The sequence below is a fragment of the Streptomyces dengpaensis genome (assembly GCF_002946835.1).
Classification (GTDB): Bacteria; Actinomycetota; Actinomycetes; order Streptomycetales; family Streptomycetaceae; genus Streptomyces; species Streptomyces dengpaensis.
The window spans coordinates 2,644,851-2,668,047 of the sequence record NZ_CP026652.1 but is presented as its reverse complement, the minus strand read 5'-3'; the positions used below and the strand labels follow the sequence as shown (position 1 = coordinate 2,668,047).

21 protein-coding genes and 1 pseudogene are annotated in these 23,197 nt (G+C 68.9%); 12 read left to right on the top strand and 10 right to left on the bottom strand.

Translation table 11 applies throughout. The features are described from left to right. Window positions 1–262 precede the first annotated feature (262 nt). The 6 genes and pseudogenes from C4B68_RS11980 to C4B68_RS11950 all read left to right on the top strand — a co-directional run bounded on the left by C4B68_RS11980 (window position 263) and on the right by C4B68_RS11950 (window position 7,061). Window positions 263–1,495: a L,D-transpeptidase gene (locus C4B68_RS11980; RefSeq protein WP_099504770.1), complete on the top strand. Its 1,233-nt coding sequence runs from the start codon at window positions 263–265 to the stop codon at window positions 1,493–1,495. A gap of 293 nt (window positions 1,496–1,788) precedes the next feature. Next, window positions 1,789–3,036 (top strand): L,D-transpeptidase, encoded by a 1,248-nt coding sequence (locus tag C4B68_RS11975; RefSeq protein ID WP_240634309.1) that lies wholly within the window; start codon window positions 1,789–1,791, stop codon window positions 3,034–3,036. A 249-nt stretch (window positions 3,037–3,285) separates the two neighbouring features. Next, window positions 3,286–4,053 carry an enoyl-CoA hydratase/isomerase family protein gene (locus C4B68_RS11970; RefSeq protein WP_099504768.1) on the top strand — a complete coding sequence of 256 codons (768 nt, stop codon included), beginning with the start codon at window positions 3,286–3,288 and terminating at the stop codon, window positions 4,051–4,053. Window positions 4,054–4,280: 227 nt separating this feature from the next. Then, complete coding sequence (locus C4B68_RS11965) at window positions 4,281–4,889, top strand: ATP-binding protein (protein WP_167459302.1); 609 nt, start codon at window positions 4,281–4,283, stop codon at window positions 4,887–4,889. A gap of 790 nt (window positions 4,890–5,679) precedes the next feature. Beyond that, window positions 5,680–5,814: pseudogene (locus tag C4B68_RS11955) on the top strand (polysaccharide deacetylase family protein); the annotation flags it as partial. Window positions 5,815–5,819: 5 nt separating this feature from the next. Further along, window positions 5,820–7,061 (top strand): YncE family protein, encoded by a 1,242-nt coding sequence (locus C4B68_RS11950; RefSeq protein ID WP_099504799.1) that lies wholly within the window; start codon window positions 5,820–5,822, stop codon window positions 7,059–7,061. 31 nt (window positions 7,062–7,092) lie between these two features. Here the strand turns inward: C4B68_RS11950 and C4B68_RS11945 are convergent, their stop codons facing one another. Beyond that, on the bottom strand, window positions 7,093–7,728 hold the full coding sequence (locus C4B68_RS11945) for a GNAT family N-acetyltransferase (protein WP_099504766.1): 636 nt from the start codon (window positions 7,726–7,728) through the stop codon (window positions 7,093–7,095). 46 nt (window positions 7,729–7,774) lie between these two features. On the opposite strand from C4B68_RS11945, the gene C4B68_RS11940 reads away from it, so the two are divergent. The 3 genes from C4B68_RS11940 to C4B68_RS11930 all read left to right on the top strand — a co-directional run bounded on the left by C4B68_RS11940 (window position 7,775) and on the right by C4B68_RS11930 (window position 9,816). After that, a complete protein-coding gene (locus C4B68_RS11940) occupies window positions 7,775–8,689 on the top strand; it encodes a helix-turn-helix domain-containing protein (protein WP_099504765.1) in 915 nt (304 codons plus the stop codon). A gap of 47 nt (window positions 8,690–8,736) precedes the next feature. Beyond that, a complete protein-coding gene (locus C4B68_RS11935) occupies window positions 8,737–8,949 on the top strand; it encodes an EF-hand domain-containing protein (RefSeq protein WP_099504764.1) in 213 nt (70 codons plus the stop codon). 147 nt (window positions 8,950–9,096) lie between these two features. Beyond that, window positions 9,097–9,816 carry an NADPH-dependent F420 reductase gene (locus C4B68_RS11930; RefSeq protein WP_257217459.1) on the top strand — a complete coding sequence of 240 codons (720 nt, stop codon included), beginning with the start codon at window positions 9,097–9,099 and terminating at the stop codon, window positions 9,814–9,816. A 3-nt stretch (window positions 9,817–9,819) separates the two neighbouring features. Here the strand turns inward: C4B68_RS11930 and C4B68_RS11925 are convergent, their stop codons facing one another. The 5 genes from C4B68_RS11925 to C4B68_RS11905 all read right to left on the bottom strand — a co-directional run bounded on the left by C4B68_RS11925 (window position 9,820) and on the right by C4B68_RS11905 (window position 15,460). Further along, on the bottom strand, window positions 9,820–10,359 hold the full coding sequence (locus tag C4B68_RS11925) for an MOSC domain-containing protein (protein ID WP_099504762.1): 540 nt from the start codon (window positions 10,357–10,359) through the stop codon (window positions 9,820–9,822). A 79-nt stretch (window positions 10,360–10,438) separates the two neighbouring features. Continuing rightward, the gene (locus C4B68_RS11920; RefSeq protein ID WP_099504761.1) at window positions 10,439–10,996 is read right to left on the bottom strand and encodes a glycoside hydrolase family 25 protein; all 558 of its coding nucleotides are present in this window, start codon (window positions 10,994–10,996) and stop codon (window positions 10,439–10,441) included. Between the two features lie 530 nt (window positions 10,997–11,526). Then, a complete protein-coding gene (locus tag C4B68_RS11915; RefSeq protein WP_099504760.1) occupies window positions 11,527–12,321 on the bottom strand; it encodes a hypothetical protein in 795 nt (264 codons plus the stop codon). Next, window positions 12,321–14,633, bottom strand: coding sequence for an HAD-IB family hydrolase (locus C4B68_RS11910; RefSeq protein ID WP_240634689.1), 2,313 nt, complete (start codon window positions 14,631–14,633; stop codon window positions 12,321–12,323). The genes C4B68_RS11915 and C4B68_RS11910 overlap by 1 nt, the downstream gene beginning before the upstream one ends. Further along, window positions 14,633–15,460 carry a hypothetical protein gene (locus tag C4B68_RS11905; protein WP_099504758.1) on the bottom strand — a complete coding sequence of 276 codons (828 nt, stop codon included), beginning with the start codon at window positions 15,458–15,460 and terminating at the stop codon, window positions 14,633–14,635. The genes C4B68_RS11910 and C4B68_RS11905 overlap by 1 nt, the downstream gene beginning before the upstream one ends. Before the next feature lie 884 nt (window positions 15,461–16,344). On the opposite strand from C4B68_RS11905, the gene C4B68_RS11900 reads away from it, so the two are divergent. From C4B68_RS11900 to C4B68_RS11890, 3 genes are read left to right on the top strand one after another with little or no spacing between them, the layout of a single operon-like run. Then, window positions 16,345–17,136, top strand: coding sequence for an SDR family NAD(P)-dependent oxidoreductase (locus tag C4B68_RS11900; RefSeq protein WP_099504757.1), 792 nt, complete (start codon window positions 16,345–16,347; stop codon window positions 17,134–17,136). Window positions 17,137–17,175: 39 nt separating this feature from the next. Continuing rightward, on the top strand, window positions 17,176–17,904 hold the full coding sequence (locus C4B68_RS11895; protein WP_099504756.1) for a lysophospholipid acyltransferase family protein: 729 nt from the start codon (window positions 17,176–17,178) through the stop codon (window positions 17,902–17,904). Next, entirely contained in the window at window positions 17,901–19,601 is a 1,701-nt protein-coding gene (locus C4B68_RS11890) for an FAD-binding oxidoreductase (RefSeq protein ID WP_206337076.1), read from the top strand. Before C4B68_RS11895 ends, C4B68_RS11890 begins: the two co-directional genes overlap by 4 nt. Before the next feature lie 124 nt (window positions 19,602–19,725). Here the strand turns inward: C4B68_RS11890 and C4B68_RS11885 are convergent, their stop codons facing one another. The 4 genes from C4B68_RS11885 to gcvH form a co-directional block, all read right to left on the bottom strand. After that, on the bottom strand, window positions 19,726–19,920 hold the full coding sequence (locus C4B68_RS11885) for a hypothetical protein (RefSeq protein WP_240634307.1): 195 nt from the start codon (window positions 19,918–19,920) through the stop codon (window positions 19,726–19,728). 98 nt (window positions 19,921–20,018) lie between these two features. Next, a complete protein-coding gene (locus C4B68_RS11880) occupies window positions 20,019–21,386 on the bottom strand; it encodes an L-serine ammonia-lyase (protein WP_099504755.1) in 1,368 nt (455 codons plus the stop codon). A 159-nt stretch (window positions 21,387–21,545) separates the two neighbouring features. Beyond that, complete coding sequence (glyA, locus tag C4B68_RS11875) at window positions 21,546–22,805, bottom strand: serine hydroxymethyltransferase (protein ID WP_099504754.1); 1,260 nt, start codon at window positions 22,803–22,805, stop codon at window positions 21,546–21,548. Window positions 22,806–22,818: 13 nt separating this feature from the next. Continuing rightward, on the bottom strand, window positions 22,819–23,196 hold the full coding sequence (gene gcvH / locus C4B68_RS11870; RefSeq protein ID WP_099504753.1) for a glycine cleavage system protein GcvH: 378 nt from the start codon (window positions 23,194–23,196) through the stop codon (window positions 22,819–22,821). Between the last annotated feature and the right edge of the window lies 1 nt (window position 23,197).

Below are 23,197 nucleotides of genomic sequence, written 5' to 3'. Positions count from 1 at the left end.
GGCCGGCCCGCCGTCCGCGGCCGGGGCCGCCTGTTGCCCGGGCAGCCCGCGGCCCGCGGCCCGTCCCTCCTGGGCTGCCTCGACTGCCTCCTGCTCGGGTGCGCTCGACACCGGTCAGCCTCCCGCGGCTCGTGGAACCACGCGCAAGGGGGCCCAGAGCGTCCCGGCCACGGCTCCCCGTCACGTCGTCCTCCCCACTGTTCTGCCCAGAGGGTGGCTCGCACTCACGTTTCCCCAGCGGGGCACAGTCGTTGGGCGTGGTGTGAAGCACGCACAGACGCGCGCGCGGCGCGCAGGGGCCGCGTTGGCCGCCGTACTGACCTGGACCGGCCTGCTGGCCGGAGCCTCCGGCTGCACCGCGGGCGGATTCGACGACGTATTCGGCAAACCACCGTCGGCCGAGGACGTCATCCGCGTCTCGCCGGACGACAACAGCAAGGACGTAAGCCCCCAGAAGAGACTCGAAGTACGGGTGCCCAGCGGGCGCCTGGAGTCCGTGAGGGTTGTCAGATCCCAGGACGCCGAGGAGTTCGACGTGCCCGGGCGCATCAGCGCCGACGGCCTGCGGTGGACGCCCGACGCCAAGCGGCTCGCCCATGCAGCCAAGTACACCGTCGACGCGGTGGCCCTCGACGGACGCGGGCGCCGCTCGGCGCGGCACACGACGTTCACGACGTCGGTCCCCGAGGAGCGGTTCATCGCCTACGTCGCCCCGGAGAACCGGTCCACCGTCGGCACCGGAATGATCGTTTCGCTCGAGTTCAACCGGGAGATCGAGAACCGGGCCGCCGTCGAGCGGGCCATCCAGGTGACGTCCCAGCCCCCCGTCGAGGTCCGCCCGCACTGGTTCGGCAACGGCCGTGTCGACTTCCGCCCCCGGAAGTACTGGAAGCCGGGCACGAAGATCACGGTCTCGCTGCGGCTGCGGGACGTCGAGGCGGCACCTGACGTGTACGGACTCCAGCACAAGACCTACTCGTTCACCGTCGGCCGCAGCCAGGTCTCCACCGTCGACGTCGCCGCGCACACCATGGAGGTACACCGCGACGGTGACCTCTTCGCCAGCCTTCCGATCACCGCGGGCGCCGCCAAGACCCCCACGTACAACGGGAAGATGGTGGTCAGCGAGATGCTTGAGATGACCCGGATGAACGGCGCCACGGTCGGCTTCAAGAAGTCCGACGGCAAGAGCGAGTACGACGTCCCGGACGTCCCGCACGCCATGCGGCTCACCACCTCCGGCACCTTCCTGCACGGCAACTACTGGATTTCCAAGGCCTTCGGCGCCTCGAACGTCACGCACGGGTGCATCGGGCTGCGCGATGTGAAGGGCGGCAAGGAGGACACCCAGGCCGCTTGGTTCTTCGACCGGAGCCTCGTCGGCGACGTCATCGAGGTCGTCAACAGCAAAGACAAAACGGTGGCTCCCGACAACGGGCTCGGAGGGTGGAATATGACCTGGAAGGAGTGGAAAGCGGGTGGGGCGGTGTACTAGCCGGACATAGGGGTACGCACACAGTGCACTCCAGCGGCGCCCCGCACGACCGAAGTTGGAACGGAACGGTGACAATCTTGGGGGAGCCATTTCCCCAGGTCGTGTGATTGATTAGCGCGATACGCGCGTGGGACACGCCGTGAGCAGCAGGGGTGCCAGTGGCGGGACGCCGAGCGCGCGGAGGCCCGCAGGGCCGAGCACGGTCGGGCTCTCGCCACTGGCTCGGGTGCCCCGGCGGCGGACAATTGATGGGGAGTGCGGGCCTGATCAGGCCGTGCGAGGGGAGAACGAACTTGAACGGGCGACCGATATCGGGGGCGTCGGTTGGCGCGCGGACACGCGGGAAGCGGGGAGCTCTGGCACTGCTCCTTGCCGCCCTGCTGCTCGCCGTGACCGCCTGCGGCGGGGGAGGGGACTCGGACTCCGGGTCCGGTTCGGGTGACGGCAAGGGCAAGGGCTCCGCCACGGCGGACACGAAGGCCTCGCAGGCCGTCGTGACCATCGCCCCCAAGGACGGCACCGGCGACGTGAAGACCAGCGGCGCCCTCAAGGTGACCGCCGCCAAGGGCAAGCTGACCGAGGTCACGGTCGAGGACACCAAGGGCAACCCGGTCGACGGCGAGATAACGGACGGGGGCGCCACCTGGACGCCCTCGACCCACCTCTCCTCGGCCACCAAGTACAAGGTCCACGCGGTGGCCAAGGACTCCGCCGGCCGCGAGGCCGCCGAGGAATCCGCGTTCACCACGCTCACCCCGAAGAACACCTTCGTCGGCATCTACACGCCGGAGGACGGTTCCAAGGTCGGCGTGGGGATGCCCTTCTCCATCAACTTCACGCGGGGCATCACGAAGCCCGACGACGTCGAGAAGGCCATCAAGATCAAGACCGAGCCGGCGGTCGACGTCGAGGGTCACTGGTTCGGCAACGACCGCCTCGACTTCCGTCCCGAGCAGTACTGGAAGGCCGGGACGAAGGTCACCGTCACCCTCAACCTCGACGGCGTCGAGGGCCGCCCCGGCGTCTACGGCAAGCAGTCCAAGACCGTGAAGTTCACGATCGGCCGCAGCCAGGTCACCACCGTCGACGCCAAGACCCACAAGATGGTCGTCAAGCGCGACGGCAAGGTCCTCAAGACCATCCCGATCACCACGGGCAAGCCGGGTTACGACACCTGGAACGGCCAGATGGTCATCACCGAGCGCCTCCCGGTGACCCGCATGAACGGTGAGACGGTCGGCTACGGCGGCGAGTACGACATCAAGGACGTTCCGCACGCCCAGCGCCTGACCCAGTCGGGCACCTTCATCCACGGCAACTACTGGGGCGGCGGTGCCTTCGGCAACTACAACGCCAGCCACGGCTGCATCGGCGTACGCGACGTCCGCGGCGGCTACGACCGCAAGGTGCCGGCGGCCTGGTTCTACGACAACTCGATCATCGGCGACGTGGTGATCGTGAAGAACTCCAAGGACAAGACGGTGGCTCCGGACAACGGCCTGAACGGCTGGAACATGTCCTGGTCGGAGTGGACCGCCTAAGCGACCCCAGGGAAGTTCAGGCACGCACCCACGCCGCCCGGCACGCACTCTCGCCGCACCGGGCGAAGGCCCAAGTAGCTCCGCTACGAGGACCTTCGCCCGGCACGCCGAGAGCACGCACCGAACGACGCGGGAACGCACCCGCACTTCCCCGGCGCCGCTTAGATCCTCCTGACCGCGGGCCCGGTGTGCGTGTTGTGACCGACCACACCGGGCCCGTTGTCGTTAACGCCCACTAACCTGCTGTCCATGACTGTGCATCTCGAAGTGGCCGAAGGTGTGGGCACCATCCGTCTGGACCGCCCGCCCATGAACGCGCTGGACGTCGCTACCCAGGACCGCCTCAAGGAACTCGCCGAGGAGGCCTCGGGCCGGGCGGACGTGCGGGCGGTGGTGCTGTACGGCGGGGAGAAGGTGTTCGCGGCGGGCGCGGACATCAAGGAGATGCAGGCCATGGACCACGCCGCGATGGTCGTACGGTCCCGGGCCCTGCAGGACTCCTTCACCGCCGTCGCCCGCATCCCCAAGCCGGTCGTCGCCGCCGTCACCGGCTACGCGCTCGGCGGCGGCTGCGAACTGGCCCTCTGTGCCGACTACCGCATCGCCGCGGACAACGCCAAGCTGGGCCAGCCGGAGATCCTCCTCGGTCTGATCCCCGGCGCGGGCGGCACCCAGCGGCTGTCCCGCCTGATCGGCCCCTCCAAGGCCAAGGACCTCATCTTCACCGGCCGCATGGTCAAGGCCGACGAGGCGCTGTCGCTCGGCCTGGTGGACCAGATCGTCCCGGCCGACGAGGTGTACACCGCCGCGCACGCCTGGGCCGCGAAGCTCGCACAGGGCCCGGCGATCGCGCTGCGCGCCGCCAAGGAGTCCATCGACGCGGGCCTGGAAACGGACATCGAGACCGGGCTGGCCATTGAACGGAACTGGTTCGCGGGCCTGTTCGCGACGGAGGACCGTGAGCGGGGGATGCGGAGCTTCGTGGAGGAGGGGCCGGGGAAGGCGAAGTTCGTCTGACGGTGGCCTCGGGCGAGGGGGCGTGACGCCTTCACCGCTACGGCGAGAATCACTCCCGAAGTTCCGCTGAACCACTTGCAGTTGACGCGATGTATTACCCGCGTCCCCCGAAGGGGCGGTTTATGCGAGCCTTAAGGCAACCTTAAGCCTGACCCCTGGGGGGACGGCGGCGATTGCCTCCAAGTGGCCGGAAAGGGCAGGTCGGACGGGCTCCGAGGCGCTCCGACCTGCCTGCGGCATATGCCTACCGAATGGTGCGGAATGGCGCGTTCCGGGGGGCTTATTCCTGCGGAACGGCCCCGAAGGGGGCTCTGGGCGGCCATGATGGGGGCATGGCGGGGCTGGAGGGTATCGAACAGCCGCGGCGGCACGGGAGTGCGACCGCGGCGCGCTGGACGCCTGCGGTCGAGGACGAACGGGCTCTGAAGGCCTTGGAGTTGTTCGGCAATCCGACAGAGGCGGAGGTGCCGTTGCCGTCCCGCCCGGAGTCCGCGGCCACTGCGCGGCGGCTCACGCAGGTCGTGGTCCTGCGGCACTGGGGGCTGTCGCCGAAGCTGACGGAGGACGCCGTCTTACTCGTCTCGGAGCTCGTCGGCAACGCCGTGCGGCACACCGGCGCCCGCGTCTTCGGGCTCCGTATGCTGCACCGCCGGGGCTGGATCCGCATCGAGGTCCGTGACCCCTCGCGGGGTCTTCCCTGTCTGATGCCGGTCCAGGAGCTGGACCTGAGCGGGCGCGGCCTCTTCCTCGTCGACAAGCTCTCCGACCGCTGGGGCGTCGACCTGCTGCCGCGCGGCAAGACGACGTGGTTCGAGATGCGGGTCGCCGACCGCTGACCCCCTCGCACGCGGAAACCCCGACCGCTGAGCGGCCGGGGGTTCCGGGGCACCGTGGAACGAGTTGGGGTGTGAACCACGGCACCGGCGACAACCATGGCCCGGGTCAATGGGTGGAGGTCGCACCGCCGACTATCGCAGACGACCCTGCGTGATCCAAAAGATCCGCCCCTCCGGCCGTTTCCCTATGCACGACCTTCGCCCCGGGTACCCCCCCCGGCGCGGGCGCGTCCAGAACGTCTTTCGCCCCCGCCGCCCCTACCCATTCCCATCCCTGGGGGCTGCCGCCCCCAGCCCCCCGCTTCGGCCTGAACGGCCTCGTCCGCGAACGCCGGACGGGCTGAAAGATCTGGACGCCCGCCCCCACGCACCCGCACCCGCCAGCGCGCGGGAGGGGCCGTGCCGGTACATCACATGCCCGTCGCCCCGTTCGGATCTGGAGACGGTTCCTGTATTCCCACGTCTGATCCACCGGCCACGACGGGCGGATGTACCGGCACGGACCCGACCCACCACCGGCGGAAAGCGAACCGACGGCAGCCGCGCCCGCCTCGCCCCCCAAGAGGACTAATCGCCCCTATCGGGCCCGACTCACCCTTAAATGGTTCGGGTGACCACGCCCCCAACCCGCCGCACCGCACTCCGCACAGGCATCGCCCTGGCCACCGCAACCCTGGCCACCGCAACCCTGGCCACCGGCTGCTCCCCCACAGGTGCGGTCGCACCCCCAGCCACCCACACCGCATCCCCCCGCCAGGTGGGGGCGCCCCCGCCATCACCCGAGATCATCGGCGAGATCCGCAACGGATCCGTGGTGAGCCTGCACTTCGGATACGCGGACACGGTCGCCGCGCTCCCCGCCGTCCTGGAAGAACTAGCCCACCGCGGCCTGCGCGCGGTCACCACCACGGAGCTGCTGAGCTGATGCAGATGCCCCCGACGCCCCCTGCGCCCCCCACCACCAAGCGCGTACTGATCGCCCTCGCTGCCCTCGCCGCTCTCGCGGCCTGCGGCACCGAACCCGCCTCCGACCCCCAGCACAAGCCCAAGGACCACGCGAACGAAGCCCACGGCAGCAAGGTAGCCCCACCCGCTACACCCGCCCCGCCGAGGAAGCACCCGCCGAAGAAGCAGACGATCCGGGGCCTGCCCGGCATGCCCCCCGTGCTGGACCCGAAGGACGTCTACGCCGCCGACCGCCCGAACCGGCTCTCCCCCGTGGTCAAAGACTTCCCGTCCCGGGTCTACGTCCCCAACACCGAGTCGAACACCATCACGGTCATCGACTCGAAGACGTACAAGGTCATCGAGACGATCCCGGTCGGCGCCCAGCCCCAACACGTCGTCCCCTCCTGGGACATGAAGACGCTGTGGGTCAACAACAACAAGGGCAACACCCTCACCCCCATCGACCCGAAGACCGGCAAGCCGGGCAAGAGCGTCGACGTGCACGACCCGTACAACCTCTACTTCACGCCCAACGGCAAGCACGCCGTCGTCATGGCCTCCCTCGACCGCGAACTGGTCTTCCGCGACGCGCGCACCATGAAGCACGTCAAGACCGAACCGGTCAGCTGCTACGGCGTCAACCACGCCGACTTCTCCCTCGACGGCCGCTACTTCGTCGTCTCCTGCGAGTTCAGCGGCGACATCCTCAAGGTCGACACGGAGAACATGAAGGTCGTCGGCCAAATGAGGCTGCCCTTCGGCGAATCCATGCCGCAGGACGTCAAGATCTCCCCCGACGGCAAGAGGTTCTACATCGCCGACATGATGGCGGGCGGCATGTGGGTCCTGGACGGCGACAAGTTCACCAAGCCGACGCTGCTCCCCACCGGCGCGGGCTGCCACGGCCTGTACGTCAGCCGCGACTCGCGCGAGATGTACATCTCCAACCGCGGCGAAGGCAGCATCTCCATCTTCGACTTCACCCGGAACAGGCTCACCAAGAAGTGGCACCTGCCCGGCGGCGGCAGCCCCGACATGGGCGGCGTCTCCGCCGACGGCAAGGTTCTGTGGCTCTCCGGCCGTTACGGCAACGAGGTGTACGCCATCGACACCCGCACCGGCGCCCAGCTCGCCCGCATCCCGGTCGGCGGCGGCCCGCACGGCCTCGCGGTCTATCCACAGCCGGGCCGCTACTCGCTCGGCCACACGGGCATCTTCCGCTAGGGCCTGTCCGGACAACGGGCACTGACCTCGGTCACGGGGCGATGAGCAGCGCCTCCGCCCCCACGGGAACGTAACCGGCCGCCTGGAACGCCCGCAGACTGCGGGCGTTCCCCGGCGAGACCTGCGCCCACACCGGCTCGCCCGCGCTCAGCTGCCGCGCCGCCGAGGCGAGCGCCCGCCCCAGCCCCCGCTGCCGTACGCCGTCGTCGACTTCGACCGCGACCTCCAGCCGCCCGGCGATCCCGCGCCCGAGGACGAGTACGCCGCCGTCCGCGGTCCACACCCGCACGTCGTCCCGCCGCCTGCGGGAACTGACGACCCGGGGATGGCCGGGGTCGTCGATCTCCGTGAGCGCGAGCGGCGGCTCGCCCGGAAGCGGGGAACCCACCGTCATCACGTCGATGGTGTCCGTCGTGCGTCCCGTGCGCTCCATGAAGGCCGCGAGGAACCGCGCGTTCATGGTGGCGGCGAGCGCGTCGCAGCCGACGGCGCTCAGCGTCGTGCGTACCCAGCGGGGATCCTCGTCCGTGAAGACCACGGAGTGCGCGGTGAAGGCCAGGACGCCGGCGTCCCGGGGGGAGGCCTGGGGCACGATCGTCGTGCCGCCGTCCGCCGGCGGGAAGACGCCTTGTGCCGCCGCGTCGAGAATGTCCCGCAAGCTCTCCATCGCGCTCCTTGAGTCTCCACCCACTGGAAGGCCCACACTCGCAGACATGATCGAAGACAGCACCGGACTTTTCACCATTGGCGAGCTGTCCCGGAGCACCGGCCTGTCCGTCCGCACCATCCGCTACTGGTCGGACGAGGGCGCCCTGCCCCCGGTGACCCGCTCCCCGGGCGGCTACCGCCTGTACGACGCCGCGTCCGTCGCCCGCCTTGAACTGATCCGTACCCTGCGCGAGTTGGGCCTGGGCCTGGACGACGTACGCAAGGTGCTGGCCGGCGAGACGACGGTCGCGGAGGTGGCCGCGGCCCATGTCACGGCCCTGGACGCGCACATCGCCTCGCTGAAGGTGACCCGGGCGGTGCTGTCGACCGTGGCGCGACGCGGCTCGACCGCAGAGGAGATGACACTCATGAACAAACTGGCGCGGCTGTCGGCCGCCGAGCGGAAGCGGATCATCGACGACTTCATGGAGGAGACCTTCGGAGGCCTCGACACCGCGGACCCCGACATCCGCACCCGGATGCGGTTCGGTCTCGCCGAGCTGCCCGACGATCCCACGCCCGAGCAGGTGGACGCCTGGGTGGAGATGGCCGAGTTGATACAGGACCGGGGCTTCCGCGCGCGGATGCGGAAGATGGTCGAGTTCAACGCGGCGGACCGGGGGCCGGACGTGCCGGCAGGTACGTCCCTCTGGTTCATGAGCCGCCTGGTGCAGCTCGCGGGCGAGGCGCTGGAACGGGGCATCGCCCCCGAGTCGCCCGAGGCGGACGAAGTGCTGGGCCAGTTGCTCGGCAACGCCGACAGGGCCGCCGTACTGGAACGCATGGAGTCCGCGGCGCACGTCGAGGTGGCCCGCTTCCGGGAGCTGAACACGCTGATGCGCGGCACGGAGCCGCTGCCGGCGCACCGTGAGGAGTTCACCTGGGTGGTCGCCGCACTGCGCGCTCAGCTCGCCAGATAATCTGACCTTCGCACACATGGCGTAATGCACTACGAAGGGGCGGACCGGTGGCGGACATCGACGAGGCACGCAAGCAGTTCGAGCGGATCGACACGGACGGTGACGGATTCGTCACCGCTGCCGAGTTCAAGACCGCCCTCGCCCAGGAGGGCGACTGGAACGTCACCGAGACGGTGGCGCAGGCCATCATCGACAGCCGTGACGTCAACGGCGACAAGCTCCTCTCGTTCGACGAGTTCTGGTCCCACCTGAACAAGTAGCACCACCGAAGGGCGCCCACCGGGGAACCGGTGGGCTCCCTTCGTTTTCTGGCCCAGACGGCGGCGCTGGCGGCGGCCCGGCGGCGGTCTTGACCGCGGCCCTGGCGGCGGTCTCCCGGATGCCGTACATGCCGGAATAGTGATGCCGTGCCCGGGGTTGGTAAACCGCATCAGGAGCATCAATCCCGGAAGGGCCTGGAACTCATGAAGATCGGCATCATCGGCGCGGGCAACATCGGCGGCAACCTCACGCGGCGGCTCACCGCCCTCGGACACGACGTCTCCGTCGCCAACTCCCGCGGGCCCCACACGCTCACCACGCTCGCCGAGGAGACCGGCGCGACGCCCGTCAGGGCCGAGGAGGCGGCGCGCGGCGCCGAGCTAGTGATCGTCACGATCCCTGTGAAGGCGGTACCGAACCTGCCGTCCGGGCTGTTCGACGAGGCGGCGGACGGCGTCGCCGTCATCGACACCGGCAACTACTACCCCCGGGAGCGCGACGGCAGGATCGCCGCGATCGAGGACGAGGGCCTCACCGAGAGCCGCTGGACGGCCCAGCAGATCGGCCACACCGTCATCAAGGCCTTCAACGGCACCTACGCCCAGGACATCCTGGACCGCCCCCGCCCGGCCGGCGCCCCGGACCGTATGGCCCTCCCGGTCGCCGGCGACGACGAGGCCGCCAAGCGTGTCGTCCGCGCCCTGATCGACGACCTCGGCTTCGACACCGTGGACGCGGGCAGCCTGGACGACTCCTGGCGCCAGCAGCCCGGCACCCCGGTCTACGGCCTCCAGGAGGGCCTCGACGCCGTGACGAAGGCCCTGGCGGAGGCGTCCCCGGAGCGCCCGGCGGACTTCCGGGCGTAGCCCTCAGACGATGTCCAGCGGCCGGTGCGGCCCGTCCGGCAACTCGACGTCGACCGAGTCCCCGGGCCGCACCACACCGCCTTCCCGTACGACACTCATGACACCGGACTTGTAGACGATGCCGCTGTCGTCCCTCCCCACCACCTGCTTGAGCAGCCCCTCCTGGAAGTTGTCGATCTGCGCGCAGGGATTGCGCAATCCGGTGATCTCGACCACGGCCTCGTCGCCGAGGCGCAAGAGCGCCCCGACCGGCAGCCCCAGCAGGTCGATCCCCCGGGTGGTGACGTTCTCCCCGAGCTCCCCGGGAGCGACGGCGAACCCAGCCTCCCGAAGCTCGTCGAACAACTCCTCGTGCATGAGGTGCACCTGACGCGGATTCACCTGCGAGGGATCCTTCTCCATCCGGAACCGGTGCTTCACCGTCGTCCCGGCATGCACATCCCCCTCCACCCCGAGCCCGGCGAGCAGCCGGATGCTCTCGCGGTTCGGCTTGGTGAACGAATACGTCCCGTTGCTGCTGACCGCCGTGACCTTCCCACCCATGACAGAAGCTCCGCTCTTCCCTGCGGTCGCCGTTGAACCGCAGGCCAGAGCCTAGTCGGAGGCCAGCCGAGCCTTGTCGTCAGGCGCTCTCGGCCCACTCCCGCAATGCGGCCTTGCTTGCGAAGTCGGCCACGTCCTTGTCCAGCGGCTCGTCGGTGTACTGGTGGAAGCGCCACTTTGCCTTGATGCGCGGCTTGCCTGCGGTCACGTAGTCGGCGATCCAGAGGCCGTCGCCGCTGTATGACGTGGTGTCGATGTTCAGCCAAAAGTGCCGGTTCGAGTACAGCACGACCCGGTTGTCCGGCCGCAGCTCCTTCACCTTGCGGATGAAGCGGTCCTTCTCCGCGTTGCTCGCATGCGTGCCGTCGCCGGTCGTCTCCCAGTCGACGGCCAGCAAGTCGCCCGCTCTTTCCGGGGCCCTGCTCACGAAGTACTCCGCCTGGGCCGTGATGTTGCCGGGCCACAGGAAGTGGTAGAAGCCGACGACGCAGTCGGCGTCACGAGCCGTCTTCACCTGGGCGGCGAGTTTCGGGTTGACGTACGAACGGCCCTCCGTCGCCTTGATGAAGACGAAGGAGAGGCCGTCGGTGTCGTAGGCGGACGACTGGTAGGCACTGACGTCGATGCCGCGCAGCATGGGGGACTCCCTCAAGTGCTTGTGGGGTGACAGGAGTTGTACCTGGTTTCTGCCCCGACTTCGCACGGTTGATCCCCGTGCGTCAGCACTCGATGATGTTCACCGCAAGGCCGCCCCGGGCCGTCTCCTTGTACTTGACGGTCATGTCGGCCGCTTTTGATCATGATGTTGACCTGGTGTTCTGGCGCGGCAAACGCGGCTCGCGTGGCGCCGGGGATTTTTCGGGGACTTCTTGCGGATGCTTACCTACAAGGTATCCGGCGGCGCTCGACATCCGTTGTGCAGGGCTCCTGTGGGCCCTGGTCCGTGACCGACGGCGGTACCACGTCACGCCCTCAGTGACTAAGCGGCCCCGGGGAAGTTCAGGCACGCCCCCACGCCGCCCGGCACGCCCTCTCGGCGCACCGGACGAAGACCCAAGTAGCTCCGCTACGAGGGCCTTCGTCCGGCACGCCGAGAGCACGCACCGAACGACGCGGGAACGCACCCGCACTTCCCCGGAGCCGCTTAGAGCCGCTTCGACAACAGCATCAGGAGGCGATGCCGCGCTTGTCCATGGAGTCCTCGACTATGCGCAGCCCGTCCATGCCCGGCAGCTTCGCGATGTGCGAGTCGATGTCGCGGATGAGTCTGCGGCCCTCGGCGCCTGCGAAGAGGTGGGTCATGACGTGCGTGACCTCGCTCTCGGACATGACGCCCGAGCCGACCGGGCCCCAGGCCTTTTCGAGCGCGAACCGGGCGAGCACGCGGGCCTTGTTGCTCGCCGCGAGCCGTTCACGCGCCTGCGACGCGTAGAACGCGACGTGCTTCGTCTCCTGCTGCGCGATCCGCTTCAGCAGCGGTACCAGCACCGGGTGGTTCTCCAGCGCGGCAAGCCGGTGGTACGCCGCGGTCGCCGACCACTCGTTCGCCGCGCCCCACGCCATGTGCACGGCGACGAAGTCATTTCCGATGAGCCGGCTCATCGCCGTCTGCTTCACCGTCCCCAAGCGGTCCCTCCAGCCGAGCTTCAGACGAGTCGCCTTGAGCTCGTCGAAGTCGATTCGGACGCCGTGGCGCTCGAGCACGGCCGCGAGCGCTTCGCCGTGCCAGAACTCCTCGCGGTTCCACATCGTCATGAAAGCGCCCACCGCGGGCTCGTTGTGAGACGGGGTCGTCAGCAGATCACGCATGTAGCAGACCGTGTGGTATTCGATGTCGCACATGTAGCGCAGCGTGCGCAGCGTCTCCTCGGGCAGCGGGTTGCGCTCGAACTCGTCGAAGTCGAGGTCGGCCCACTGCACCCCGGTGGAGTTCTGCGTGTACTTGTCTATGTCGAAAGCCATCAGTCACTCTTCTCGTCGATGCGCGCCGGAATCGTCGCCCGTGCAGCGATGACCTCGCGGCGCACACCCGAACCGCCGCTCTTCCATCGGTAGATGTCCCAGTTCCTCTTGTGCGACTCGCGCGCCAGTTCGGCGTCGGGGTTGATCGCCGAGGGCTTGCCCAGCAGCGACAGCCACGGCAGGTCGGAGTGGCTGTCGCCGTATCCGTAGGAGGCCGCGAGGTCGTAGCCGCCCTCCTCGGCGTACCGCCGAAGCCACGCGGCCCTCGCCTCGTCGACGAGCGGCGGCTTCGCGAGGTAGCCGGTGAGCACACCGTCCTTCACGTGCATGGAGCTCCCGACGACCTCGTCGAACAGGCCGGCCAGCGGAGCGGCGAGCAGGCCGATGGAGCCGGTGACCAGGACGGTGCGGTGACCCGCCGCACGGTGCTCGCGGATGCGCGCCAGGGCATCCGCGCTCGTGTGCCGCAGCATCGTGTCGGCGTAGCCGCGCCGCACGACCTCCTCGAGACGGGCGACGGGCATTCCGCGGTAGCGGCGCAGGAACGCACGGATGAACTCGCCGCGGTCGCGCTTCTCGGCGCGGAGGTAGCCGGGCAGCGAGGCGAGCAGGTCCGCGACCTCCTTCGGCCAGGCCGCCTTGCGGAAGCCCGAGGTACGCACCCAGAGGTACTGCTCGACGATGTTGGAGTCGACGACGGTCCGTTCGAGGTCGAAGACGGCGAGCACGTCGGTACGCTGCGGCAGCTCGGGTTTCAGGCGGGCGTTCGCCGGCTGGGCGGCCGCGGCCTTCCGGCGACGGTAGGCCGCTGTCAGCTCGCTCATGGAGGGGAGGTGCACCTTCTGCAGGTACACCTCCCAGTCGATCCGCTCCACATCGAAGCCACGGTCCTCGCGCACCTCGGCCGGAAGGGCGTTGTTCAGCGCGCGGGCGTTGCGGTCGTCGAAGATGATCTGGGTCTGCACATACGCGCGGTAGAGGTCGGTGAAGTTGCGGAGGGTGGCGATGCCGGCGCGCAGCTTGGCGTTCTCGGCCGTGAGAGCGCGCTTACGCTCGTCGTTCGGCATCAGCCGCAGCCCGGCGTCCCACAGGTCGGCCTTTTTCTTCGCCAGCAGAAGACGTCGGTTGAACTTGCGCTCGCCCGCGAACTTCCAGGTCGGTACCTTGACGAAACCGTCGTCCTTGGGCAGCGGGTGCTGCATGTAGTAGTCGCGTACGTTCTCGTACATGCGGTGGAAAGGCAGCGGATTCGACGCGCCCGAGGCGATGTGGAAGTACTTCGGCTCGTCGACAGGGGTCGGGTTGGCCGCCGCGGCGAGGATGGCGTTGACGACGAAGTCGACGGGGATGACATCGACGATCGAGTCGGGCAGCCCCGGGAAGTCCGGCAGCTGGCCGCGGCCGTAGGCGAAGATCAGCGGATCGGCGACCTTGAAGCCGTCGATCCAGCCGGGGAACGGATGCTGGAGGGCGCTCTCGATGATCGCGGGCCGGACCACCGAAAGCCGGTGTCCGGCCTCGCCCCAGAGGTCTTCCGCGGCACGTTCGGCGAGTGCCTTCGTCAGTGTGTAGACGTCGGTCCACCCCAGGCTCTGGGCGCGCCGCCGGCCGGCGTCGACGAGGTGGGAACGCACCCACTCGCGCCGCGCGTTCTCGCTCGCGCGGGCCGCCGCGATCGGGCCCTCCTTGCCGTGGTTGCCGCGGGCGCGGGACATGAACCGCTCGAGCTGCGCCGGTTCCCGCGAGGTGAGCTCGGTGCGCTCGTGGGCCTGCGTTGCCGAGGCCCACTCGGTGCGCCAGTCGACGTCGTGCTCGAGCTTGGCCTCGGGCACCACACCGCGACGGAGTCCCCCGACGTAGCAGGTCGACACGTGGACGACGTGCGGGTCCGATCCGGAGGAGAGCAGGGCCTGGTAGAGGCTTACGGCGCCGTTGACGTTCGTGTCGAACGCCTCGTGGATGGGAGGGTCGAACGAGACGGTCGACGCCGAGTGGATGACGACGTCAAGGTGTGAGGGCAGCTCAGGAATGCTGGTCATGCTGCCGTCGAGCACCGTGATCCGCTCACGGACGATGCGCTCGGCCTCTTCGGCCCCCACAGCATCCCGCCAGCGCTCGAACACGGGCTTGCGCAGAAGTTGCCGGAGCCGGTCCTGCCCGGTCTGTCTGCCCTTCCCGCGCACGAGGAGCGAGATGTGGGTGGCGGGGTGATCGGTGAGCAGCCGCTCAAGAACGGCCTGCCCGACGAAGCCGGTCGCGCCGGTGAGCAGGACGTGCGCGTTGCCGAGTTCGGTCTTCGCACTGTGCGGCATCACGGAAGGAGCCTCGATTCCACGGTGGATGCGACACCGGGACCGATGCCGGGGAGCGCGGCGACCATCGCGCGGATACGGCCCGCCTCGGCCCGTCCGCTCTGGTCGCCGAAGACATGGCGTTCGAAGAAGGTGCGCTCGTGCTTGGAGCGATCGACCGAGCCGAGCGGCCAGGCGGAGTGCCGGAGGGCGCGACGGGTGATGCGCTGGGCGCGGACCGAGCGCCCGAGCCGCCGCTCCGACTCCTCGGCGAGGAAGCGGATGTGGCGCTGCTTGATCTCCACCACGGGGTTGATGATCGACGCCACGGCGGGGGACACTCCGGCCAGACGCCGGTAGGCCGCCTGCGTGATCCATTCGTCCACGAGGCTCGTCGTCACGTGTTCGGCGACGATCTGCGTGCCGGTGATGTTGGCGATGAGGGAGCGACGGATCGGGCCACGGCGCTCGCGGCGCTCCGCCAGTACCCACCGTGCCGGGCCGGCGCTCGAAGGGAGGTCGCGGGCGGCGGGAGAAGCATCCAGGACGGCATCGAGGGCGTCGGCGATCCAGAATCTCTCGAACATCCACGTGGTGAGGAACGCGGTGACCCGGGCGTCCTTGTGTGTCGCCGTGACGAGGACGTCGCGCACGCGGGGCAGCGTCGCACGTTCCATGTCGCGCAGCGCGCGAACGAGCCGGACGGATTCGGTGTCGAGCGGCTCTTCGGCGAACGACCCGAGGTCGAGCGTTCCGCGGTGGCTGCCGTGTGCAGTACGGGCGAACTCACGCACGTCGAAGCCCGCTGTCTCGGGCGGCGCGGTCGTCGCCTCGTCGTTTGAGTTCATGCACGGGCTTTCTGGGGCGGGAGCGGGGGGTAACTCTGCAGAGGCCCCGGAACGTGCGAAAGCTGTCGGGGGCTATCACGTGAGACCGGGCAACCGGCGGATCTGTGACACGTGGCCCGGTTCCGCATGGAGGCGGATGGTGCTGCTGCAGGGACGATTCGGGGCAGACCGACCGATCATGACGGCGCCTGGTGTCGGTGTCGAGGCCTTTCACACTGATGGGCGGGGCAGTGCCGCGATCACGAGGGCCGGCCTGCAACCGGGGCGTTGCCGGATACAGCGCAGGTGGATCCAGTCGGCTGCCGGGTTCGACACCTCTGGCAACGGCGCCGACCGCCGCAACGTGAGCCCTGCATTTACCGGCCCCTGCCGGGAAGAACGGGAGATCCTGCGGTATCGGAGCAGCGTCTCGGCGTGTCAGTGCAGGCAGCGTGCGCCGGGCCTTGCTGGGCATCGCTCAGCTGCGCGGCCTCGTCCCATCGGAGAACTGCGCACTTTCGGCGGGACACCCACGCCGGCACAGCGCGCGATGAGGGCCTGTGGTCATAGGGCGATTCCTGAGTCCGCATGAGCATGTGCGGAAACTCGTGTCACAGGATCGATGCCTGCCCGGTCTAACGGCATGAGCCGAGAAAAGAAGGGTGTGTCATGCGCGAGGAGTCAGCCATCGGCTGCTGCACGACCGTAGCGATTCACCTGGGTTGGCTCGTCGGACATCGCACACGGAAGCTTTCTCGGATCTTCGAGTTCCCGTGCAGAAGCGGGTTGTTGACCAGGTGGCTCGGAAGGCCGGTGTCGGGCTCGACGGCGTGGACCCCGCTCGCCACCCCATGCAATAGCTACGAGCGGGGAATTCGGATGTCGAGTAGATGTCGTATGAAACTATGCTGAACCGTACGGGAGTCGCACTTGTCACCGGTGCTACGTCGGGTATAGGAGCAGCGTTCGCGCGCGCTCTGGCAGACCGGGGATGGGACCTTGTCCTGGTGGCGCGCGACAGGGAGCGGCTCGGCCGGATGGCGGTCGAGCTCGAATCCCGGGGCCGTGCCGTCGAGGTGCTGTCCGCCGACCTGTCCGATCGCGCCGACGTCGAGCGTGTCGCCGCCCGGCTGGAGGACCCCGCCCGTCCGGTGGACATGCTCGTGAACAACGCCGGTTTCGGCGTGCACGCACCGATGACCTCGGCCGACACCGCTCCGCACGACCGGGCGATCGAGGTCATGGGGCGCGTGGTGCTGGTGCTCGCCGGCGCCGCTGGGCGGGCCATGCGCGAACGCGGGCACGGTGCGATCGTCAATGTGTCGAGCACGGCTGGGTTCGTCACGATGGGGAGCTATTCGGCCGTCAAGGCCTTCGTGACCTCGCTCACAGAGGGACTGGCGAACGAGCTGCATGGAACGGGCGTCACCGTGACGGCACTTTGTCCGGGCTGGGTCCGCACGGAATTCCACACGCGTGCCGGAATCCGGTCGTCGAGCATTCCGAACTTCCTCTGGCTCGACGCCGAGCGACTCGTCGAGACGAGTCTGCGCGACGTGCGGCGCGGACGGGTGATCTCCATGCCGAGTTTCCGGTACCGGTTGCTCATCTGGTTCACGCGTCATCTTCCGCGCCGCACGGTGCGGTGGATCTCGCGACGGATCTCGTCCAGCCGCAACGACAGTCGCACTCACTGAAGGAATCAGTGCGGGCGAGCCCGCACGGGAAGGAAGCGGATGCCCGCGACGATGCGCGACCGTTTCACCTCACGCCCTCACGCCGCGGCGCGTTTCGTCGCGCAGCGGGGGCTGCTGAAGCCCGTCGTCTGGAGGGTGACCAGCGTCACGGTACTTGGGCGCGAGCGCTTGGAGAACGTCGAGGGCGTGTATGTCGTCGTCGCCAATCACACTTCGCACCTCGACACGCCACTCATCATGGGCGCGCTGCCCCGCCGATTGGCGCGCTACCTCGCGGTGGGAGCCGCCGCCGACTACTTTTTCGACGTGTGGCGGCGGCGCGGCCTCACGGCTCTCTTCTTCAACGCCTTCCCGGTCGACCGCACCGGAAAGAACGCGCGCAGAGTGAGCGCCAAGGCTTTGCTGAACCGGGGAGTGCCGCTCCTGATCTTTCCCGAGGGAACCCGCTCGCGCGACGGATCACTCGGGACGTTCAAGCCGGGGGCGGCGGCGCTCGCCTCGTCGGCCGAGGTGCCGGTGCTCCCCGTCGCGGTCATCGGCGCGCACGCGGCGCATCCTCGCGGATCGAAGTGGCCAAAACCGGGCCGCCTTCCCGTCGGGGTTGTCTTCGGTGAACCGCTCACTGCCTTTCCCGGAGAGTCGGTGAGCGAGTTCACCGAACGCATCCGCACGGCGATTGTCACCCTGACCGAGGAGAACTCCGACCGCATCCTCGGCGCGATTGCCGCCTCACCCCACGTCGTCATACCTGAAGGAGACCGTCCGTGACCGAACCCACCCGCCGCACCGACGCAATTCGCACGGGCGATGTGAAACACATGAAGTGGTGGGGCTGGGGCGTGGAAGGCGTCGGCTTCCATCACGAGGACAAGCCCGGTTTCGCACCGTTCGTACAGAAGGCCGTCGGTCTCGATCTCTGGGCGGGCGAGCGCACCGAACGGCCCGACTTCTCGGAGTTGAAGGTGCCGGCCTCAAGGGCACCGGAGGAGTTCGTCACGGTCCTGAGCGGCATCGTCGGAGCCGGGAACACCGTCGTCGACGACCTGTCCCGGGTCGTCCACACGTACGGCAAGAGCCTGCGTGACCTGGTTCGCATCCGAGCCGGCGAGATCGCGCGCAGTCCCGATGTGATCGTCTACCCGGCCGACGAGGCGGAGGTGCAAAGCGTCGTCGACGCGGCCGTCGAGGCGGACGCCGTGATCATCCCCTTTGGGGGCGGCAGCAATATCGCGGGCAGCCTCGAGCCGCACCCGGACGAGTCGCGGGTGGTCGTTTCACTCGACCTCGGCCGCCTGGGCCGGGTGCTGGAGATCGACGCCGACTCCGGCCTGGCGCGCATCCAGGCCGGGGCGCTGGGCCCTGATCTTGAGGCTCAACTCAACCGGGACGGCTGGACGATGGGGCACTTCCCCGACTCGTTCACCCACTCGACGCTCGGCGGGTGGGTCGCCACGCGCTCGTCCGGCATGCAGTCGGACAAGTACGGCGACATCGCGGACATCGTCAAGGGACTGCGTGTCGTGCGGGCCGGCGGAGTCCTCGTGATCCGTGCCGTTCCGAGCGCGTCAACCGGGCCGAGCGTGCGGGAGATGGTAGTGGGCTCGGAGGGGCGGCTCGGCGTCATCACCGAGGTCACGGTGCAGGTGCACCGGCTCCCCGAGAGGCGTGGCATCTACGCCTACTTCTTCAAGAACCTCGACCACGGCCTCGCCGCGATGCAGGAGATCGCCGAGAGCGACGTCTCGCCCTCGGTCACCCGTATTTCGGACGCGCACGAGACGGGCTTCTCCCTGGCGACGAGCAAGGAGTCGAAGGGCATCCAGAAGAAGGCACAGGCCGGCCTCATGGCGTATCTCAAGAGGCGTGGCTGGAACCTCGACGAGATGTGCCTCTCCTTCATCGGCTTCGAGGGCGGCGAGGCGCACGCGAAGCGGCAGAAGTCGCTCGCTGACCGGATCGTGCGCAAGCATCACGGCATCGGCGTCGGTAAGGGACCCGGTGCGCTCTACGACCAGAAGAAGTTCGACACGCCGTACATCCGCGACTTCCTGCTCGACCGCGGTGCCGCCGGCGACGTGAGCGAGACCGCCGGTCCGTGGTCGAAGCTGCGCGGCATCCACGCGGCGGTCTACGAGGCGGCCGACCGCGCCTACGAGAAGATCGGCCGCAAGGGCTGGACGATGTCGCATATGTCGCACTCGTACCACTCTGGAGCCTGCCTCTACTTCACTTTCGCCTTTGTGTTCGGTGACGACCCGCTCGGCGAGTACGACACGGTCAAGCGCGCGATCCAGCAGGCGTTCCTCGATGCCGGCGGCACAATCTCGCACCACCACGGGGTGGGCCTGGAGCACGCGCCGTGGCTGGAGGAGGACATCTCGACGCAGGGCGTCGCGATCATGTCGGGCCTCTTCGGCGCCGCCGACCCGGGCGGCAACTTCAACCCGCGCAAGATCGTGGTCTGAGCGCGGCGGTCCATGGGCCCGCGCGCGTGGGCGGTTCCCGATCACGACCAGGTCGGCGCCGCGGTCGCGGCGTGGCCGCGCCGATGCCCGCTGCCGGTGGTGGTGTCGCGGGTGGGGTTGGCCATCAGGCGAGCACCGCCTCCACGGCGGGGCGGACGACGGAGAGAGAGCGCAACTCGCGTGCGATGTACTGGAGTTCGCTGACCCCGCCGCGTCCGCTCCGGCGCAGGTGGCGGCCGAGCGCGGACAGGGCGATGGTCTCGCCGATGCGGCTGCGGTGGCGCATCGCGTCGACGACGCTACGGGCTGCGTTGTACACGGGGATGGTCTCTAGATTCCAGGGACTTTCCGCCGCGTGAGCAGGGAAGGCCCTGACAGCGCCGAAAGACTCGAACACGCAGGTCAGGGCCCATCTCCTCAGCACTCGATGATGTTCACCGCCAGCCCGCCCCGCGCCGTCTCCTTGTACTTGACGCTCATGTCCGCGCCCGTGTCCTTCATGGTCTTGATGACCTTGTCCAGGGACACCTTGTGGGAGCCGTCGCCGCGCATGGCCATCCTGGCGGCCGTGACGGCCTTCACCGCGGCCATGCCGTTGCGCTCGATGCAGGGGATCTGGACGAGGCCGCCGACCGGGTCGCAGGTCAGGCCGAGGTTGTGTTCCATGCCGATCTCGGCGGCGTTCTCGACCTGTTCGGGGCTGCCGCCCAGGACTTCGGCGAGCGCGCCCGCCGCCATCGAGCAGGCCGAACCGACCTCGCCCTGGCAGCCGACCTCGGCGCCCGAGATGGACGCGTTCTCCTTGAAGAGCATGCCGATCGCGCCCGCCGCCAGCAGGAAGCGGACCACCCCGTCCTCGTCGGCGCCCGGCACGAAGTTGATGTAGTAGTGCAGGACCGCGGGGATGATGCCGGCAGCACCGTTCGTCGGGGCCGTCACGACCCGGCCGCCCGCCGCGTTCTCCTCGTTCACCGCCATCGCGTAGAGCGTGATCCACTCCATGGCGTGGGCCAACGGGTCGCCCTCCGCCCGGAGTTGGCGGGCCGAGACGGCGGCCCTGCGCCGGACCTTCAGGCCGCCCGGCAGGATGCCCTCGCGGGACATGCCGCGCGCGACGCAGGACTGCATCACGCGCCAGATGTCCAGCAGACCCGACCTGATCTCGTCCTCGGTGCGCCAGGCCCGCTCGTTCTCCAGCATTAGGGCGGAGATCGACAGGCCCGTCTCGCGGGTCAGCCGCAGCAGCTCGTCGCCCGTGCGGAAGGGGTACTTCAGGACCGTGTCGTCCAGCTTGATGCGGTCCTCGCCGACCGCGTCCTCGTCGACCACGAAGCCGCCGCCCACGGAGTAGTACGTCTTCTCCAGGACCAGCTCGCCCGCGGCGTCGTACGCGAAGACCGTCATGCCGTTCGCGTGGTACGGCAGGGCCTTGCGGCGGTGCAGGATCAGGTCGTCGGAGAAGGAGAACGCGATCTCGTGCTCGCCGAGCAGGCTGAGGCGGCCCGACGACTTGATCCGCTCGACGCGGTCGTCGGCTCCCTCCACGTCGACCGTCCGCGGTGAGGCGCCCTCCAGGCCGAGCAGCACCGCCTTCGGGGTGCCGTGGCCGTGGCCCGTCGCGCCCAGGGAGCCGTACAGCTCGGCGCGGACGGAGGCCACCGACGGCAGCAGGTCCTCATTGCGCAGACGGCGGGCGAACATCCGCGCAGCGCGCATCGGCCCCACCGTGTGGGAGCTCGACGGGCCTATGCCGACCGAGAACAGGTCGAAGACCGAGATGGCCACGGGACTCCTCACAGCGGGGGTGGCGCGGGGGGTGGTGCAGGGGGCGGGCGCCGCGCACGGATCCAGTGTGCGTGGCGATCCGGGCGCGGCGCCCCGTACATTCGTACATTTCGTACGAATGTACGTACGGAATGCTCGTATACGTACGGAATGTATGAACTACTTCAGGCCGGGGTACAGCGGGTGCTTGTCCGCCAGGGCGGACACCCGGGCCTTCAGGGCTTCCGCGTCGTAGGACGGCTTCAGCGCTTCGGCGATGATGTCCGCGACCTCGGTGAAGTCCTCGGCCGTGAAGCCGCGGGTGGCGAGGGCGGGCGTGCCGATGCGCAGGCCGGAGGTGACCATCGGCGGGCGCGGGTCGTTCGGGATGGCGTTGCGGTTGACCGTGATGCCGACCTCGTGGAGGCGGTCCTCGGCCTGCTGCCCGTCCAGCTCGGAGTTGCGCAGGTCGACCAGGACCAGGTGCACGTCCGTGCCGCCGGACAGGACCGACACGCCGTGCTCGGCGACGTCGGCCTTCACCAGGCGCTCGGCCAGGATCCGCGCGCCGTCCAGCGTGCGCTGCTGGCGCTCCTTGAAGTCGTCCGAGGCGGCGACCTTGAAGGAGACGGCCTTGGCGGCGATCACATGCTCCAGCGGACCGCCCTGCTGACCCGGGAAGACGGCGGAGTTGATCTTCTTCGCCAGCTCGGCCGTCGAAAGGATCACGCCACCGCGCGGGCCACCGAGCGTCTTGTGGGTGGTGGTCGTGACGACGTGGGCGTGCGGCACCGGGTTCGGGTGCAGGCCCGCCGCCACCAGGCCGGCGAAGTGCGCCATGTCGACCATCAGGTACGCGCCGACCTCGTCCGCGATGCGACGGAACGCCGCGAAGTCCAGCCGGCGCGGGTACGCCGACCAGCCGGCGACGATCAGCTTCGGCTTGGACTCCTTGGCGAGGCGCTCGACCTCGTCCATGTCGACGACGCCGGAGTCGTTCACGTGGTAGGCCACCACGTTGTAGAGCTTGCCGGAGAAGTTGATCTTCATGCCGTGGGTCAGGTGCCCGCCGTGCGCGAGGTTCAGACCCATGATCGTGTCGCCCGGCTTGAGCAGCGCGAACATCGCGGCCGCGTTGGCCTGGGCGCCCGAGTGCGGCTGCACGTTGGCGTGCTCGGCGCCGAAGAGCGCCTTGACGCGGTCGATGGCCATCTGCTCGACCACGTCGACGTGCTCGCAGCCGCCGTAGTAGCGGCGGCCCGGGTAGCCCTCGGCGTACTTGTTGGTCAGGACCGAGCCCTGGGCCTCCATGACCGCGACCGGAGCGAAGTTCTCCGAGGCGATCATCTCGAGGGTGGACTGCTGGCGGTGCAGCTCGGCGTCGACCGCGGCGGCCACGTCCGGGTCGAGGTCATGCAGGGGCGTATTCAGAAGCGACATGTTCTACGACTCCTCAGCCGGCGGAAAAGGCGGTGTACTCGTCGGCGGAGAGCAGGTCCTCCGGCTCGTCCGTGACGCGTACCTTGAACAGCCAGCCACCCTCGAACGGGGCGGAGTTCACCAGCGACGGGTCGTTGACCACGTCCTCGTTGATCTCGGTCACCTCGCCCGTGACCGGGGCGTACAGGTCGCTCACCGACTTGGTCGACTCCAGCTCACCGCAGGACTCGCCCGCGGTCACCGTGTCACCGACCTCCGGAAGCTGGGCGTAGACGACATCGCCGAGCGCGTTGGCCGCGAACTCGGTGATGCCGACCGTCGAGACGCCGTCCTCGGCGACCGACAGCCACTCGTGCTCCTTGCTGTAGCGCAGCTGCTGGGGGTTGCTCATG